We start from the raw sequence: 18429 nt of genomic DNA, 5'->3' as shown, positions 1-18429 counted from the left end.
GAGACAGATGCACGAGTACGACACGGACGTTTGCCAAGAGAGAATGTCATGAGTTATTTCCTCGATCGTTTGCAGTTCTTCAAGCGCAACGACGAAACCTTCGCCGACGGCCATGGCGTGACCCGGAGCGAGAGTCGCGGTTGGGAGAACGGCTATCGCGCCCGCTGGCAATACGACAAGATCGTGCGCTCAACGCACGGAGTGAATTGCACAGGCTCGTGCAGCTGGAAAATCTATGTCAAAAACGGATTGGTGACCTGGGAAACCCAGCAGACCGACTATCCGCGCACGCGCCCCGATCTTCCCAATCATGAGCCGCGTGGATGTCCACGCGGTGCCAGCTATTCGTGGTACCTGTACAGCGCCAATCGCATCAAACATCCACTGATTCGCGGAACACTTCTGAAGCTCTGGCGGGAGGCGCGAAAGACACTGAGTCCGGTGGATGCATGGGCGAGTATCGTCAGTGATGGCGAAAAGGCCCGAAGCTATAAGTCGCGGCGTGGAATGGGCGGCTTTGTGCGACTCCGTTGGGATGAAGCGAACGAAATCATCGCCGCCTCCAATCTCTATACCGTCAAGCAATACGGGCCGGATCGCGTCATTGGCTTCTCGCCGATTCCCGCCATGTCGATGGTGTCTTATGCCGCCGGGGCGAGATATCTGTCCTTGCTCGGTGGTGCGTGCCTGTCGTTCTACGACTGGTATTGCGATCTACCGCCATCATCGCCGCAGGTTTGGGGCGAGCAAACCGACGTGCCGGAATCAGCCGACTGGTACAACAGCCGCTACATCATTGCCTGGGGATCCAACGTTCCGCAGACGCGCACGCCTGATGCGCATTTCTTCACCGAAGCCCGTTATAACGGCACAAAGACGGTCGCGATCACGCCGGACTATTCCGAAGTTGCGAAACTCACCGATCATTGGCTGCACCCCAAGCAGGGAACGGACGCCGCGCTGGCATTCGCCTTTGGGCACGTGATCCTGAAGGAATTCCATGTCGACAAACCATCGGCGTACTTCACCGACTACTGTCGCCAGTATTCGGATATGCCGCTGCTCGTGCGTCTCGAGCGCCGTGCCGACGGGCGTCTCGTCCCCGAGCGTTTTTTGCGCGCCAGCGATCTCGGCGGGCTGGGCGAGACCAATAATTCCGAGTGGAAGACGCTGGCCTACGACGAACACACCGGGGTCATCACGGTTCCCAACGGATCGATCGGCTTCCGCTGGGGTGAGCACGGTAAGTGGAACGTGGAAGAGAAGGACAGTGAAGGACGCGAGACGCGTCTGCAGCTGAGCCTCAAGGAGTCGCACGACGGTGTCGCATCCGTGTCGTTCCCTTATTTCGGGGGTGTGGAGCACGATAAGTGGACGTCCGCGCCGGTCGAGGACGTGCTTGAACGTAACGTGCCGGTGCGAAAGCTCACCTTGACCGACGGTCAGGAGTGGGCGGTTGCCACCGTCTATGATCTGCTGCTGGCGCAGTACGGTGTCGATCGAGGGTTCGGCGGCGGCAACGTCGCCAAGAGTTATGACGACGATGTGCCGGGCACGCCGGCATGGCAGGAAAAGATCACGGGTGTGTCGCGCCTCGAGGTGATCGAGATTGCCCGGGAATTCGCTCGTACGGCGGACAAAACGCGCGGTCGAAGCATGATCATCGTGGGCGCAGCGATGAATCATTGGTTCCACAATGACATGAATTACCGCGGTTTGATCAACATGTTGATCATGTGCGGATGCGTTGGCCAGAGCGGGGGTGGCTGGGCGCACTATGTGGGTCAGGAAAAGCTGCGCCCGCAGAGCGGCTGGCTTCCGCTGGCATTCGGCCTGGACTGGAGTCGTCCGCCGCGACAGATGAACGGTACCTCGTTCTTCTACTTCAACTCCGACCAGTGGCGGTACGAAAAGCTGGGAATGAAGGAAATCCTCTCGCCACTGGCCGACCCCGGTAAGTACACCGGCACGCTTGTCGATATGAATCTGCGTGCAGTGCGCATGGGCTGGTTGCCAAGTGCGCCACAGCTGGATCGTAACCCTATCGAACTTGTTCGGGAGGCTGAGCAGGCCGGAACGGCGCCGGCCGACTACGTCGTGCAGCAGCTGAAGAGTGGAAAGCTCGATTTTGCCTACGCCGATCCTGATGCGCCGCAGAACTATCCGCGGAACCTCTTCATATGGCGATCCAACTTGCTTGGATCTTCAGGCAAGGGGCACGAGTACATGCTGCGCCACCTGCTCGGTACGCGGCACGGCTTGCAGGGCAAGGACCTGGGCGAGCAGGGCGAGGCGAAACCAGAGGAAGTGAAGTGGCGCGAGGAGGCCCCTGAGGGCAAGCTCGACCTGCTGGTCACACTCGACTTCCGCATGTGTACGACCGCGCTGTACTCCGACATCGTGCTACCCACCGCTACCTGGTACGAGAAGGACGACCTCAACACGTCCGACATGCATCCCTTCATCCATCCGCTATCAAAGGCGGTTGACCCGGCCTGGGAGGCGCGTAGCGATTGGGACATCTTCAAAGGTATCGCACAAACCGTCAGCGCTATGGCGCCCGGTGTGCTCGGCACCGTGAAGGACCTCGTGCTGGTGCCGACGCTGCACGATACGCCCAATGAATTGGCTATGCCGCTCGGCGTGACTGATTGGAAGAAGGGCGAATGCGAACCCATTCCAGGAAAGACGATGCCTGCCATGGTCGTGGTCGAGCGTGATTACCCGAGCCTCTACAGCAAGTTCACCTCGCTGGGTCCGTTGCTCGACAAGCTGGGCAATAGCGGCAAGGGTATGAGTTGGGATACGCGCGATGAGGTGGATTTCCTCGGCCGATTGAATCGCACAGTGAGCACCGAGGGCGTTAGCCACGGTCGCCCAGCCATCAACACCGCCATCGACGCTTGTGAAGTGGTCTTGCATCTGGCCCCGGAAACCAACGGCCACGTCGCGGTGAAGGCGTGGGAATCGCTGGCCACGTTCACCGGCCGCGACCACACTCACCTGGCCGTCGGCAAGGAGCATGAGGCTATCCGCTTCCGCGACGTGCAGGCACAGCCACGCAAGATCATCTCGTCACCGATCTGGTCTGGGTTGGAAGATGAGAACGTTAGCTACAACGCCTGCTACACCAATGTGCATGAGCTGATTCCCTGGCGCACGCTTACCGGTCGCCAGCAGTTCTATCAGGACCACGAGTGGATGCGTGACTTTGGCGAAGGCTTCATGAGTTACCGCCCGCCAGTGGATACCAAGACCGTCACCCCGCTGCTTGGCCAGAAGCCGAACGGCAACAAGGAGATCGTACTTAACTGGATCACGCCGCATCAGAAGTGGGGCATTCACAGCACCTACAGCGACAACTTGATCATGCAAACGCTATCGCGGGGTGGCCCCATCGTGTGGATCAGCGAAGACGATGCGCGCACCGCTGGTATCGAGGATAACGACTGGATCGAGCTCTACAACGTCAACGGCGCCATTACGGCGCGTGCGGTAGTCAGTCAGCGCGTGATGGCCGGTATGGCCATGATGTACCACGCACAGGAACGCATCATCAACGTGCCCGGCTCGGAAGTCAGCGGCACGCGTGGCGGCATGCACAACTCCGTGACGCGTACCGTGGTCAAGCCAACCCACATGATTGGTGGCTACGCGCAACTGTCCTACGGCTTCAACTATTACGGAACCACAGGCACCAACCGCGACGAATTCGTGATTGTGCGCAAGATGAATAAGGTCGACTGGCTTGATGGCGAGCCTGTGCCGGCGTGTGACAAGGAGGTTCAGTCATGAAAGTTCGCGCGCAGATCGCCATGGTGCTGAACCTGGACAAGTGCATCGGTTGCCATACGTGTTCCATTACCTGCAAGAACGTATGGACCTCGCGCGAAGGCGTGGAGTACGCCTGGTTCAACAACGTGGAAACCAAGCCAGGCGTAGGTTATCCCAAGGAATGGGAGAATCAGGAAAAGTGGAACGGCGGCTGGGTACGCACCGCAACGGGAAAGCTGGTGCCCCGGGCGGGCGGCCGCTGGCGCCTTCTTTCCAAGATCTTCGCCAATCCGGATTTGCCCCAGATTGACGACTACTACGAGCCGTTCGATTTCGACTACCAACATCTGCAAAGTGCGCCCGACGGCAAGCATCAGCCCACGGCTCGCCCGCGCTCACTGATTACCGGTGAACGCATGCAGAAAATCCATTGGGGGCCGAACTGGGAAGAGATTCTCGGCACGGAGTTCGCCAAGCGAGCGAAGGATCGCAATTTCGACACGGTGCAGAAGGAGATCTACGGCGCCTTCGAAAAAACCTTCATGATGTATCTGCCGCGCCTGTGCGAGCACTGTCTCAATCCGGCGTGCGTATCGGCGTGTCCCAGTGGCGCGATCTACAAGCGAGAGGAAGACGGCATCGTCCTTATCGATCAGGATAAGTGCCGTGGCTGGCGCATGTGTGTATCGGCATGCCCCTATAAGAAGATCTATTACAACTGGAAGAGTGGCAAGTCCGAGAAGTGCATCTTCTGCTATCCGCGTATCGAGATGGGCGAGCCCACCGTATGCTCGGAAACCTGCGTGGGGCGCATCCGATACCTCGGTGTGATGCTTTACGATGCAGAGCGCATCGAAGAGGCGGCATCGGTGCCGGAAGAGGCGAACCTGTACCAGGCCCACCTGGATATCTTCCTCGACCCCAACGACCCCAAAGTCATCGCCGCGGCTCGCGCCGAAGGCATTCCCGATAGCTGGCTCGATGCTGCCAAGGCCTCGCCGGTATACAAACTGGCCATTGACTGGAAGCTGGCGCTTCCATTGCATCCGGAATACCGCACGCTTCCGATGGTGTGGTACGTGCCGCCACTTTCCCCGATCCAGTCGGCGGCGGAACGTGGCCGCATGGGCATGAATGGCGAGTTGCCGGATGTTGCGTCGCTGCGTATTCCCGTGCGCTACCTGGCGAACATGTTGTCCGCCGGCGACGAACGGCCCGTGGTGAGGGCGCTTGAACGCATGCTGGCGATGCGGGCATGGCGGCGCGCCAAGAACGTAGACGGCGTGGAAGATCATGTCGTGCTGGCGCAAGCAGGCATTAGCGCCACCCAGGCCGAAGAGATGTATCGCTACCTCGCCATTGCCAACTACGAAGACCGTTTCGTGGTGCCGTCAGCACATCGTGAATATGCCAACGACGCGTTCGGTGAACGTGGTGGTTGCGGCTTCACGTTTGGAAACGGATGCAGCGGCGACAGCCCGGCCGACCTCTTCAGCGAACGTCGTACCACCACCCATGTGATCCACCGCCAGAGCGGCGGACAGAAGGAGTCCACATGAGTCTCCTCAAGTTACTTGGCGTTCTGCTCGACTATCCCCGCGATGAACTTTGGGAGCATCGCCAGGAGTTGCTCGCGGCCATTCCCGCCGTGGGTCTTGCGGAAGCGCAGCAGGCGGAGCTGGCCGGCTTCATTCAGACATTGCTCGATACCGATCCCATGTCCGCCCAGGATCGGTGGCTAGCCACGTTTGATCGCGGGCGTGCGATGAGTCTGTTGCTGTTTGAGCACATCCACGGCGAATCGCGAGATAGAGGACAGGCCATGGTGGACCTGGTGGAAACCTATCGACGCCACGGTTTCGAACTGGCGGCAAAGGAGTTGCCTGACTACCTGCCGTTGGTGCTGGAGTACCTGTCACACCGATCGTTTGCGGAGGCGCGCGACTGGCTGAAGCACATTAGCCATATCGTGGGTCTGCTGGAGGATCGGGCGACGGATCGGCAAAGCCCCTATGCCGCGTTATTCCGTCTGTTAATCGCGCAAACGGACAGTCACGCCCATCTGCAGGCCGTGCGGCGACCTATGCGTCATGAAATTCGCGACGACACACCGGAAGCCATGGACCGCCTTTGGGAAGAGGAAGTGGTTCGCTTCAGCGCCAAGGCCCCTGACGATTCCTGTTCACCGGGCGCAACACCGTCGCGGCACGGCGAAGCCTTCCATCGAGTGCAGCCATGAATTATCTCGACCAATTTGCATTCCAGATCTATCCGTACATCGCACTGGCCGTTTTCCTGGTGGGCAGTTGGGCGCGTTATGACCGGGCCATGTACACGTGGCGCACCGGCTCGAGCCAGTTGCTCTCCAGCCGCGGCATGCGCGTGGGAAGTAATCTCTTCCACGTCGGAGTGCTGATGATTCTAGGCGGCCACCTTGTGGGGTTGCTGACCCCGCACAGCGTGTATGAGCACGTTATATCAGCGCCACAAAAGCAGCTGCTCGCCATGGTCGTAGGCGGCGTCTTCGGGATGCTTTGCCTTGTCGGTCTCACCATCCTGCTGGTTCGTCGCCTGTTCAATCCCAGGGTGCGCGCAACCAGTACCGGAGGCGACACGCTGCTGCTCGTTTTGCTGATGGCGCAGCTATTGCTTGGTATGTATTCGATCATCGTATCGACGCATCACATGGATGGTGGCGTGATGATCCAGCTGGGCGAATGGGCGCAGCACATTGTCACGTTCCGTTCTGGCGCGGCTGATTACATCGCTGATGTGAACTGGGTCTACAAAGCGCACATTGTGCTCGGCATGACGCTGTTCCTCGTGGCGCCATTTACCCGTCTGGTGCACGTCTGGAGCATACCGCTGAGTTACCTGTGCCGGCCCTATCAGGTCGTTCGCCGCCGCACCGCCACGCTTCGCTACGACCGATAAGGTGACGCTATGACGCACTCGCCCTTGTCAATGCCACTTATGGATCCGCAGCCGGGTAAACGAAGCTCGCATTCGGGTGCATATCCCGTTGACGGTCCGGCGCCTTGCCATCTTTGGGTTGGCAACACGGCTATCAATGAGGGTGATATTGCGCAGGAAATGCAATACCACCGTGCGGCATCGCCACATAAGTCGCGTGCCGAGGCGGCACGAGCACTCGTCGTGAGGGCGCTGCTGGCATTGGAAGCCGAGCGCCTTGGGTTGATGAGCGCGAAACGGGAAGGCGATGGCCAAACCTTGGATGATTCCATCATCGGCCTGCTGCTGGAGCGCGAAGTAGATTGTCGGTTACCGGACGAAGCCGATTGCCTGCGTTATTTTCAGCAGAATCAAGAACGCTTCCGGTCTCCGGATCGCATGCGCGTACGTCATGTCCTGCTTGCTGCGCCACCGGATGATGTGGCCGCGCGGCTTGGCGCCCGCGAACAGGGGGAGCACCTGATCAGTGAGCTGAAGCGACAGCCTGCGTTGTTTGCGGACTTCGCGCACCGTTACTCCAGTTGCCCGTCGGCGAGCGAGGGCGGTGACCTTGGTTGGCTCGAGCGTGGCCAAACCACTCCCGAATTTGATCGCCAGGTATTTCGGTTGCGCATGGGCTTGGCCGATTTCCCGGTGGAATCGCGCTGGGGTTATCACGTGGTCTCGGTGGACGCCGCTGAGTGTGGTGTTGCCCTGCCATTTGAGTCAGTTCGCGAGCGCATATCGGACTATCTGGAACTACAACTTCGGCAGCGCGAGCTTCAACGCTATTTGCTGGTGCTGCAGGAACGTTACGAGGTGCGTGGCCTGGCCGACATCGAAGCCCACGCGGGTCAATCGTAGCGACAGGGAAAGCGGAAGCATCTGAGGGACGGTCATCATGCAGTACGGAAATGTAAGCGGCGCCCAACAACAACGGGCCATGTGGCTTAGCACGTTCGCCTTCACCGTGTGCTTCGCGGTGTGGACAATCTTTTCGATCATCGGCATTCAGATCAAGCAACAGCTTGGACTCAGTGATACGCAGTTCGGTCTGCTGGCCGCGACGCCGATTCTCACCGGCTCGCTCATTCGTCTGATGCTGGGTATCTGGGCGGATCAGTACGGTGGCCGCCTCGTGTTGACGTTGGTCATGCTGTGCGGCGCCGTTGCTACATGGCTGCTGAGCTACGCCCATACTTACCCGCAGTTTTTGCTCGCCGCCCTGTTCGTCGGCATTGCGGGCGGCTCATTCTCGGTGGGTGTGGCCTACGTATCGACCTGGTTCCCGGCAGGGCGGCAAGGTACGGCGCTTGGCGTGTTTGGCGCGGGTAATGTCGGTGCTGCCGTCACCAAGCTGCTCGCGCCGATGGTGATGGTGGCTGCCGGGTGGTCGATGGTGGCGCGCGTGTGGGCGGTGGGTCTGGCTGTGGCCGCCGTGTTGTTCTACCTGTTCGCCCAGGACGATCCATCGCTAGCGGAACGTAGACGCACCGGGCGCAAACCGATGCCCTTTGCCGAGCAGATGGCGCCGCTGAAGGAGATCCAGGTCTGGCGTTTCTCGCTCTACTACTTCTTCGTTTTTGGCGGCTTCGTTGCACTTTCGCTTTGGCTGCCCCGTTATCTCATCGGCGTGTATGGGCTGGACGTGAAAACCGCTGGTGTCATCGCGGCCTGCTACTCGATTCCGGCCAGCCTGTTCCGCATCGTGGGTGGCTGGCTATCGGATAGCGTGGGCGCACGCCGGGTGATGTACTGGACGCTTGGCGTGGGGGTTATCTGCACGTTCCTGCTGGCGTATCCGGACACTCAATACATCGTAAAGGGCATCAAGGGCGACATCGCATTTCATCTGGCCATGGGCGTGGTGACGTTCACGGCACTGGCATTTGTGCTTGGCTTCTTTATGTCGCTTGGCAAGGCGGCGGTTTACAAACACATCCCTGTCTACTTTCCCAGCCATGTCGGTTCGGTAGGCGGCGTGGTCGGCATGATCGGCGGGCTTGGCGGCTTCATACTGCCTATCACCTTCGGTGTGCTGAACGATTGGATCGGTATCTGGACCAGTTGTTTCATGCTGCTGTTCTTTGTGGTCGCGATCTCGCTGGTATGGATGCATGTCGCTATCCGGCGCATGGAACATCAGCGCTTTCCGCACATCGATAACGATCGGGACTTTCCGGAAGTCATGGAGACGTCGGCGGGCCGGCGGCACGGGTAAGGGGCCCGGGCGGTTCTCGCCCTGGCCGGTGACGGAAGTTACCGGTCAGCTCGCCCGGCACTGACTCGTGGTAATAGCCAAGCATTTGAACTAAAAGAAAAAAAGGTTCAATGAGGGCTCGTTGATCCGAGATGACCCGCCATCCGGCAACTGATTTCAGCCGACTGCGCGGTTATGATGGCCATTCGTATCAACCATCCCGGCGCTGACTGCCCAAGAACGCAGCGCCGGCTCACAGAGGACATCCCATCCATGGCACGCGGTATCAACAAAGTCATCATCGTCGGTAACCTTGGCGCGGATCCCGAAACCCGTTACACCGGCAACGGCACGGCGATCACCAGCATCCGTATCGCCACCTCCGAGAACTGGACCGACAAGCAGAGCGGCGAAAAGCAAGAGCGCACCGAGTGGCATCGCGTGAAGCTGTTCGGCCGCCTGGCTGAAATTGCCGGCGAATACCTCAAGAAGGGTCGCCAGGTTTATATCGAAGGCTCGCTGCGCACCGACAAGTACACCGACAAGGACGGCGTCGAGCGCTTCAGCACCGACATCATCGCCAATGAAATGCAGATGCTTGGCGGCGGCTCCGAAGGCGGCGCAGGCGGTGGCGGTGGTGGCAACTTCCAGCGCGCGCAGGGCGGTGGTGGTCAGCAGCGCCAGGGTGGCTACAGTGGTGGTCAGCCCCGCGGCGGCGACAACTTCGGCGGCGGTTCGCGCGGTGGTGACAACTACGGCAACCAGCAGCGCCAGCCCGCAGCGCCGGCACAGAACAACAGCTTCGACGACGACGATATTCCGTTCTGATCGATACGGTTCGTCTATCCGTTGCATATCTCCAAAAAGCCCATGGTCGCCATGGGCTTTTTGTTTGCGTTCCAAGTTGGGGGGGGCGTCCGGTTGGTTGCATGGTGTTGCCATACCGTGCGCGTCCATCAGCCACCATGGACGGCCGAAAATGCACTCTGCCCGGTGTTTTTCTGTTTTCGCCCGAAGCAGACATTAGGGGGGCTGCGAAGATGAGCATCTCCGGTCGTAAGGGGAAACCATGAACCTGACTGCTGCGATGACGTTGGGTTTCGCGGCGATCGTTAGCCGTTGGTACCTGATGCTGCTAGCAGGGAAGGCCTGGGGAGGAATCTCCAAGGCCCACCCTGATTTCGCCGCCGCACTTTATGCCTCCGGCCTGGATATGGCCTTCTACGGCATTGGTCCGCTTAACTGGACGCCGTTATTTCGCCGACCTGTGCCGGCGGATATTGAGGCGACGATCAAGCGATTAAGGAGGGCAGTTCTGACCTCCGGCGCAATCGGTATTGCGGCTCTTATCTATGTGCCTGCTACGATCTTGTACCTAGCCAGGGGCGGCTAGCAGACGTCTGCTTCCGACCCGAAGCGGACCAGTAACAAAGTATTCCGTGATGACCGAATTCTGCAGTGGAGCGTTTGCTACATGATTCATGGAAGCTGTCACTGCCGCGCCATTCGACTGGCAGTCCCGTCCCAACCCGAGCACTTGATTGATTGCAATTGCTCCATTTGTCGACGCCATGGAGCCCTTTGGTCACTGTACGAGTGCAACGCCGTGAATATTTCGGGTCGGCTGAATCTATTGACTCCTTACGTGTGGGGACGCCGCTCCATTCGAATCATGCATTGTTCGACGTGCGGGTGCGTCACGCACTGGGAGCCCATCGGTACGCAGGATCAGCCAAAGATGGGAATCAATATGCGCAACTTTGATCAGTTGGTCATGCGGGACATAAAGGTTCGACGGTTTGATGGAGCAGACAGTTGGGCTTACCTTGACTGACAGGTCCGCTTCCGACCCGAGGCGGACATGACGAGATCACACCAATGGAGTGGTCGGTATCGATACGGAAGCACCGAATGACGAGCGACAACCGAACCAAAATAGTCCAGGGGCGAACGCCGGAATCAGCGAAGATGGTCGCCAACGTCCGACGGGCGGGGATGCTTACGGCGGCACTCAATCGCTTGACGTTTGATGATGCCGAAGAAGTTCGCGCCAGGTTCGCCGAGCTCATCGGGCAACCGGTGGACGAGGGCTTTACATTGATCCCGCCGTTCTATACCGCCGGTGGTGATGAAATTCGAGTTGGGCGGAACGTCTTCATAAATCAGAACTGCACCTTCTACGACCTTGGCGGCCTTCACATCGGGGACGATGTAATGATCGGGCCGAATGTGAGCATCATTACGACGGGTCATCCACTGGATCCTTCGCAGCGGAGATCGATCACCATCGGAAAGCCCATTGTGATCGAGCGAAACGTGTGGATCGCGGCCGGTGCAACGATCATCGGCGGGGTGACGGTAGGCGAGAACTCGGTTGTCGCCGCCGGCTCCGTTGTCACCAAGGACGTACCACCGAATAGCCTCGTTGCCGGAAATCCGGCGCGATTCATTCGCTCGGTCATTGGTTAGGCAAGCTGTTGGGTAAGCTGGATCGAAAAAGGGATCGAAAAAAGGGTCAGTGTGCTTTTCCGTGCCCTTTATTTCGCAGAAAAGCACTCTGAACCCTTTTCCCTTGCGGCCAAATGGGCAAGCCGAGCTTGCCAAAATCGTACAGAGGTTGACGTGGTGGCAACGAAAAGCAGAGGGAAATCTGGCGGAAAGAATGTACCCGAGCACAATGTCGCCGGAAAACTGAAACAGCAGAGCAACGCCGCATCGACAGGGGGCGCAGGTGTCATCTTCGAGAACGAAGTTCAGGCCTCCTTTGTTACTCTGATGGCTACCGGCGGATACGCACCTGCACTCCCGACGTGGCCAATTGTGCGTGTTGCGCTTCAGACGAAGCCCGACGGATACCACACGGACGACTGTCTGGTACGGGTCGAACAGCCTGGTGGTGGCGAATACCGCCATTTGCTGTGCCAGATAAAGAGGCAGGTCGCGATCCAGGATTCCAACCCGGAATTCCGGGAAACGATGGTGTCGGCTTGGGCGGACTTCACAAACCGAAATTTATTTCGTCCCGGCCTCGATGCGATCGCGCTTGTCACCGGACCGCTGACTGCGACAGACGGCTATACGCTGCACTGGCTGACCACGCAGGCACGGGAATTTCAGGCGTCGGAGTTTTTCAGCCGCATCCAACAAGGTCGCATGGGACCAGAAAATCGGCTGAAGAAGCTGAATGTCATACGTAGACAGCTGACTGCGGCGAACAACGGCTTAGAGGTCAACGACGGCCAACTCCATGCTTTCCTGCATGATTTTCATATCCTCGGTTTTGATTTTTGGAGCGACAAGGGTGTAGTCGTTTCGCTTCTGCACTCGCACCTATCGGCGGAAAGCGGCGACCTTCCACCGATGCTGTGGGCAGAGGTTGTGCAGCTGGTTGGCAGGAAAAATACCCGAGGTGGCTCGTTTGAATTGTCCCGACTCCCCCCGGAACTTGCCAAGCTTCGCGCGTTGCGAAGGGTCATTGTCCAGCCGGCGTCTCCCCGTTTGGCATTCGAAGTTGCGACGGCCAGCGCGAACCACCTACACCTCATGGGCCTTCTGGCGCTTGTTGGTCAGTGGGATCAAAGAAACGAAAATGACATAGCCATTGTGGCCAAGCTGTTCAACAGGACTCAAGCGGAAGTCGGCGAGCAGGTGCAGGCGATCAACCATGCTTCACCTAGTCTGCTTACTTTTGACGATGGTGTCTGGACAGCGTCTGACCGGCGCGAGCTCTGGAAGGCCGGGGCCGCATCTTTGACAGACGACGATATGAAGCGCTTCGCGGAGGTGGCCACGGATGTGCTGATGGAGGATGACCCCGCGCTTTCCCTTGATCCCGACGAACGAATCAATGCATCGTTCCGAGGTCTTGTTGCTAAACGTACCCAGATTTTGCGCAGGGGATTGGCTGAAGGGCTGGCTATCGCCGGTACGCTCGAAGATGGCCTGACGACGTGCAGCGCTGAGGCCAGGCATTCCGTCCAGAAGGTCCCGTGGAGCCTCCTGAACGGCGCGAGCTGGCAGCGGTGGGCGAGCCTTGACGGGGTACTTCCGCTCATGGCCGAAGCCGCGCCGCAACGATTCCTGGATTGCGTTGGGGATGCTCTCCTCGCTGGAGGAGAGGCTTTCCGTGAACTCTTTGCCCAAGAGCGGTCAGGGGCATTCGGGCGGAGTTATATGACGGGCGTGCTATGGGCCTTAGAGAGCCTTGGTTGGGAGGCAGACACCTTTCCTATCGTTGTCTTGCACTTGGCGCAGCTTGCAGGCATGGACCCAGGCGGGACTTGGGGTAACCGACCGATTCATTCTCTAGTGACGCTCTTACTACCCTGGCTACCCCAAACGATGGCAGGTTGGGAAACCCGTGCTACAGCTCTGCGAGCTGCGGCGCGGGATGAAGAGCAGGTGGCTTTTCGGGTCGCCTCACGCTTATTGCCCGACAGGACGACGACCTCGTCGATGTCACATCGACCTACTTACCGGGTTGTCGATGCAATTGATGAGACGGTTTCGCGTGAGGAGTACGCCGAGGAAGTAGCAGCTGCAGCGGCACTCGTCGTAGAGCTTGCTGGAAAGGACGATCGGCGTCTGATCGAGTTGGTTGATCTTCTCCGGTCAATGCCGAAGAAAGCGTTCGAGGCCGCAATCGGGTTGCTTGAAAGCAAAGCCCGTACTGTCGATGAAGAAAGTCGCGTTGAGCTATGGAAGGCGCTTCGGGACCTAGCACGACGTCACCGCAGCTTTCGAGATGCAAAGTGGGCGCTTCCGGATGAAGCTGTATCGCGCATCGAGCAACTTGCAGCGAAGTTCGAGCCAGCAGATCCCGACATCTTTCTCCGGCTTCTCTTTTCCGGCCCTGATGCCTCACATGTTGACGATAGGGACGACTGGGAGGGTTCCATCGGTCGCCTCAGTAAAAGACGAATGGAGGCTATTTCACGTCTTCTGGCTGACGGGGGGATTGAGCGTGTCATTGCGTTCGGCAGCGAGGTCAGCCTTGCATCCGAAGTTGGATATGCATTGATGCTGGCATTGAGCGGCAAGGACGACAAGCGAGTTCTCGACGAGCTTCTCGGTTCCCATGTACCGAGGGCGCAGCAAATGGCCCGAGCCTTCATTTACTCTCGAACCACGGAGGGAGGATGGTCTTGGCTTGATAAACTTGATCTGTCGACATATGACGCTGACGAGCTAGCTGTCCTTTATACGTCCTTGCCATTCGGTCCTGAAGTCTGGGCTCGCGCAAAGTCAGCCGGAGAGGCGGTGTGGAACAAGTACTGGAAGTCCGTCGTTCCCAATCCGTGGAAGCTTGAAGAAGGGGATGCCGCGATCGTTGAGCTTGTCCGTGTTGGACGCGGTTGGGATGCCGTGCAGCTTTCCAACGGCCTGATTCACATGAAGCGCCCTGCGAGTAGCGAAGCAATGCTGGATGCTCTCATCATGGCCAACGCCAATGTGCCGGCCAATGAAATGCCTGACAGTTATGCGATCTGCGAGGTAATTAAGGCCGTTCAGGCAGACCCCCTCGCCGATGCGGACAAGCTATCCATGGTCGAGTGGCGATACCTCCAGGTGCTCGACGGGTACAGCGGAGCAACTCCGGTGACTCTCTGGAACCAGCTGGCATCCAGTGCGGAATTTGCAATCAGTGCAATCCGGATGGTTTACAAATCGGAAAAGCCAGATTGGAAGGCTCCGGAAGCGCCCGACGCGCTTATCGAGAACGCCTGGAGCCTGCTGCATCTCTGGAGGACGATTCCCGGCCTCAAGGACGGACATTTTGATGCCCAAGTCTTCGCGGCATGGCTCGATGCGCTGATGGCAGAGGCGGAGGTGTCTGGGCATGCCGACGTGGCCCAAATGGTGGTCGGTAGGCTTCTTGCCCATGCGCCAGCTGATGTGGGCGGTTTCTGGATTGACCGAAATATTGCAGAGGTTGTCGAGCGACGAGAGTTTCAAGGCCTGCGAGAGGCAATGTCGAGCGAATACTTCAACTCTCGTGGCGTGCACTGGGTCGACCCGACGGGACAGTCAGAGTTTGCCCTGGAGGCTGGATATAAAGAGCGCGCAGATGAGGCGCTGGCTGAAGGATTCCCTCGCCTTGCAGCGACTATGCGCTCGCTTGCGGAAACGTACGGCGAAGAGGGGCGACGTCGTGCGTCACGGCACAAACCCAGCGACGCGTTCCCAAAAGAGTAGTGCCAGTGCGTAAAACGCGGGTCAGTGTGCACTTTCCGCCGTGGGTGAGCCATCGCTCGAATCTTCAGTGGTTAATGACGCGCTCGGTTCGCTTCTTCGAACACCAGAGAACAAAAGAAAATAGGGGACAAAAGCAAATAAAGGACGGAGGCAGTTAAACCTATCGCGCTGCTTTGCGGTGCTCCCTGACTATCTCCGGCCCCTGTACTGAGCGGGATTTCACCTATCCCACCAGCGGCGACGTTGCGCGCTGCTTATGCCACTCACGCGCCAGGTCGTAACGCGCTTGCAGCGTCAGCCAATAGAACGCGGTGGTGTCGAGCGCGGCGGCCAGTCGTATGGCGTGGTTGGCGCTCATGGGGCGGCTGCCCAGCAGGTATTGCCTGATGTGCGGGACGCGGATGCCGGCGCGGCGTGCGAGTTGGCTGTTGGTTTCCGCCCGTGGCACCAGGTAGTCATCCAGCAGCACTTGTCCGGGGGAGCGCAGGCGCAGCGAAGGGTCCACGCTGATGCGCGGGGTGAGTGTGATCAGGTCCATGGGCAGGTTTTCCTATCGGGTACGGGGCCGCGACGGCGTGCGACGACGCTGATTCGTGTAGGGGAATGACCTTTTTGCCCGTCCGTGATCATCCAGGTGTGGCGCATCGACCGGAGAGCCGATGCGCCACGGGGACGATCATCGGACGGGGTTAAGCGTTCACTGGGGGCTCGTGACCGAGCAGGCCGGCGTAGTGGTCAAGGCAATGAATGGCCGTGGTGAGGCAGGCAATGACTTCACCGGAATGGGGCCACTGCAATGGCTTTGCCGGGTGGCCAGAGGCCTCATCCGCTCGGCGTGCTTCCAGATCGATTCGCAAGCGCGTCAAGACGTACGACGCCAGAACAGGATCGAGTGGGAGCGATAAACGCCGTGGCGTGGCTTGATGGCCCGCTGGATGCGGGCCGCCGGGTGGGCCAGTGAGGGTGCCGTCAGGGGGAACGAACGGGCGTGTGTGTGCCGTATGATCGCGGTTAGCCATGATCAACTCGTGCTTAGTTGGTTGTGGTTAGCGGGTCGTAGGTGGTCGAACACCTGCGGCCCGCGACTCATGACATCACTGCCATGGTCGCTCGCGTAGCACTAGAGAAGACGGCGCGAGCGACACGCCGAACGTAACAGAACCCCCGCAGCCCCGCCTGTCAGGTTTTGTCGTGACGTTGTTAGCGATGAAGGCTGACAAAAGCCGCCCGCATCTTGAGTGAGTCAAAGACGCGCTTAGTTCGCTTCTTCGAGCGTCAGAGACCCAAAGTGGTGTTGGCTGGCCTGCGAAACGGTGCGGTTGTAACGGCCCGCCTAGAATGTCGTCATCACCAAGATGAGCGGAGCGATCGGATGTCCAGCGGATCTCGTCGTGCTAAGGCGTGGCCGGGAGTGGTCGTATCAAGGTCGTTCTTCGAACGGCCGGCCACCACGGTGGCGCCTCAGCTGCTCAACAAGATTCTGGCCAGTGCGGATGGCAGGGCGGGCCGCATCGTGGAAGTGGAAGCCTATGCGGGCGCCGTCGATCCGGCCGCGCACACGTTTCGCGGCAAGACGCCGAGAAACGCCACCATGTTCGGTCCCGCCGGGCATATGTATGTCTATTTCACCTATGGCATGCACTGGTGTTGCAACTGCGTGTGCACGACGGGCGAGGGTGTGCTGATCCGTGCGCTCGAACCACTTCATGGTGTGGAACGGATGCGTGAGGCGCGTTCCAAGGGGACGAGCGATCGTGATCTTTGCCGAGGGCCCGCGCGCCTGACGCAGGCCATGGGAATCACCGGTGAGCAGAACGGCATCGACCTGATCGTCGCTCGCGATGGCTTCGCTATCGTCGATGACGGCATGGCGCCGCCTGAAACGGCAGCGGGTGTGCCGCGCGTTGGCATCCGCGTCGGCGTGGATTTCCCTTGGCGATGGCGTGTGCCGAACAACCGGTACGTGTCGGGTCCTATGGCAGCTGCTGCGCCTTGATGTCCCATCGACCGGTGCAGAAGCCGTTTGCGGCATGCACGACGCCGCCTATCCCTCGCCAAGCGCCTTTTGTCACGTCGTTCTTGCCCGTTCGCTACGACGACGCCATGGTCGGACACTAAGGAAGATCTGAGTAACTGCCGTCATCCCCGCGAAGGCGGGGATCCAGTGCCTTCAAGCTTTTGAAGGCAGAGGCACTGGATTCCCGCCTTCGCGGGAATGACGAGCGAAACCAGAACATCCCTAACGGGCCGGCCTTATAGCCGGTGTCCTATCTCGATGCTGATACAAAGCGGGGAACGCATGGTTAGTCGTATTAGGAAGCTTGTCGTTTTACGTACGATGACGTTCGCCGGCCTCTTTCTGGCGTTCGGCGCGTTGCCTGTGTCGGCAGCCGCGCTGTCGGAGTCATCGGAGTCGGCGGCGAAGGCCGCTTCCGCGCCGCAACTTTTCCAGCCCGAAACGACATGGCCGGAAGGTGATGATTCGGCGCCGGCCTTTACGCCCGATGGCAAGACCGTGTTCTTTACCCATCGAGACGGCACCAACATCAGCGTCATGATGGCCACGCTGCATAACGGCGTCTGGTCCAAGCCGCGGGTAGCACCCTTCTCGGGGCAGTGGCGTGACATCGAGCCTGCCATGGCGCCCGATGGGTCGTATCTGGTTTTTATTTCCAATCGGCCCGCGGCGGTCGGCGGTGCGCCTCTCGATGGCTATTTTGGCGGGCAAACGCAGCCGGGGAGAGGTGGGAATATTTGGCGCGTCGATCGTCGAGGCGACGGTTGGGGCGAACCCGTGCGATTGCCCGACACCGTCAATAACGATACGGCCATCTATTCGCCAGCCATCGCCGGGGATGGAAGCATCTACTTCAATCGGCCGGACCCGGTGACGAAGAAGAGTCACGTCTATCGTGCGCAGGCCAAGGGCAATGACTACGAAACACCCGTTGCGGTGTCGATCAGTGACGGAATGCGTCCGGGCTACGATGTGGCGGTAGCGCCGGACGAATCGTTTCTCGTTTTCTCGGCCAGCCGGGCACCGGCTTCCACGGGGCATTCGATGCTGTTCATCGCGTTCAGGCAGAACGGCGCGTGGAGCGAACCGCAAGCGCTCGATCCTCATCTGGAGGGTATTGAGGCACGGCTCAGTCCCGACTTGAAGACTCTCTATTTCGAAACCGACGATGTCGCCGGGGCCAAGACGCATGGCCGCATCTTCAAGGTTCCGTTGCAGGCCTATGTGCCTCCGCATGGCTGATTGCGACGATGCCCGATAGGCCGATGCCGCGGGCACGTCACGACGAAAC

General features: G+C 59.3%; 14 protein-coding genes. 13 read left to right on the top strand and 1 reads right to left on the bottom strand.

Annotated elements, in window-relative coordinates:
- Positions 1-48 precede the first annotated feature (48 nt).
- The 11 genes from OQE56_RS11445 (at position 49) to OQE56_RS11400 (ending at position 15121) form a co-directional block, all read left to right on the top strand.
- Complete coding sequence (locus OQE56_RS11445) at positions 49-3795, top strand: nitrate reductase subunit alpha (protein ID WP_267224440.1); 3747 nt, start codon at positions 49-51, stop codon at positions 3793-3795.
- Positions 3792-5333: a nitrate reductase subunit beta gene (gene narH / locus OQE56_RS11440; protein ID WP_267224439.1), complete on the top strand. Its 1542-nt coding sequence runs from the start codon at positions 3792-3794 to the stop codon at positions 5331-5333. The genes OQE56_RS11445 and narH overlap by 4 nt, the downstream gene beginning before the upstream one ends.
- Positions 5330-6013, top strand: a complete 684-nt coding sequence (gene narJ / locus OQE56_RS11435) for a nitrate reductase molybdenum cofactor assembly chaperone (RefSeq protein ID WP_267224438.1) — start codon at positions 5330-5332, stop codon at positions 6011-6013. Before narH ends, narJ begins: the two co-directional genes overlap by 4 nt.
- Complete coding sequence (gene narI, locus OQE56_RS11430; RefSeq protein WP_267224437.1) at positions 6010-6708, top strand: respiratory nitrate reductase subunit gamma; 699 nt, start codon at positions 6010-6012, stop codon at positions 6706-6708. Before narJ ends, narI begins: the two co-directional genes overlap by 4 nt.
- Positions 6709-6747: 39 nt before the next feature.
- Positions 6748-7590: a peptidylprolyl isomerase gene (locus OQE56_RS11425; protein WP_267224436.1), complete on the top strand. Its 843-nt coding sequence runs from the start codon at positions 6748-6750 to the stop codon at positions 7588-7590.
- A 37-nt stretch (positions 7591-7627) separates the two neighbouring features.
- Positions 7628-8947: an MFS transporter gene (locus OQE56_RS11420; RefSeq protein WP_267224434.1), complete on the top strand. Its 1320-nt coding sequence runs from the start codon at positions 7628-7630 to the stop codon at positions 8945-8947.
- A gap of 252 nt (positions 8948-9199) precedes the next feature.
- A complete protein-coding gene (ssb, locus tag OQE56_RS11415) occupies positions 9200-9754 on the top strand; it encodes a single-stranded DNA-binding protein (protein ID WP_267224433.1) in 555 nt (184 codons plus the stop codon).
- Between the two features lie 241 nt (positions 9755-9995).
- On the top strand, positions 9996-10319 hold the full coding sequence (locus OQE56_RS11410; RefSeq protein ID WP_267224432.1) for a hypothetical protein: 324 nt from the start codon (positions 9996-9998) through the stop codon (positions 10317-10319).
- A gap of 81 nt (positions 10320-10400) precedes the next feature.
- A complete protein-coding gene (locus tag OQE56_RS20170; RefSeq protein WP_486599065.1) occupies positions 10401-10760 on the top strand; it encodes a GFA family protein in 360 nt (119 codons plus the stop codon).
- A 77-nt stretch (positions 10761-10837) separates the two neighbouring features.
- On the top strand, positions 10838-11395 hold the full coding sequence (locus tag OQE56_RS11405; RefSeq protein WP_267224431.1) for a sugar O-acetyltransferase: 558 nt from the start codon (positions 10838-10840) through the stop codon (positions 11393-11395).
- 51 nt (positions 11396-11446) lie between these two features.
- Positions 11447-15121, top strand: coding sequence for a hypothetical protein (locus OQE56_RS11400; protein ID WP_267224430.1), 3675 nt, complete (start codon positions 11447-11449; stop codon positions 15119-15121).
- A gap of 223 nt (positions 15122-15344) precedes the next feature.
- Here the strand turns inward: OQE56_RS11400 and OQE56_RS11395 are convergent, their stop codons facing one another.
- Entirely contained in the window at positions 15345-15659 is a 315-nt protein-coding gene (locus tag OQE56_RS11395; RefSeq protein WP_267224429.1) for a HigA family addiction module antitoxin, read from the bottom strand.
- A gap of 834 nt (positions 15660-16493) precedes the next feature.
- On the opposite strand from OQE56_RS11395, the gene OQE56_RS11390 reads away from it, so the two are divergent.
- Complete coding sequence (locus tag OQE56_RS11390; protein ID WP_267224428.1) at positions 16494-17117, top strand: DNA-3-methyladenine glycosylase; 624 nt, start codon at positions 16494-16496, stop codon at positions 17115-17117.
- Positions 17118-17396: 279 nt separating this feature from the next.
- Positions 17397-18380 (top strand): TolB family protein, encoded by a 984-nt coding sequence (locus tag OQE56_RS11385; RefSeq protein ID WP_267224427.1) that lies wholly within the window; start codon positions 17397-17399, stop codon positions 18378-18380.
- The last annotated feature ends 49 nt before the right edge of the window (positions 18381-18429 follow it).

The organism is Dyella silvae, from assembly GCF_026421305.1.
GTDB lineage: Bacteria > Pseudomonadota > Gammaproteobacteria > Xanthomonadales > Rhodanobacteraceae > Dyella > Dyella silvae.
The sequence above is the reverse complement of the archived record's forward strand: the minus strand, read 5'-3'. Positions and strand labels throughout refer to the sequence as shown.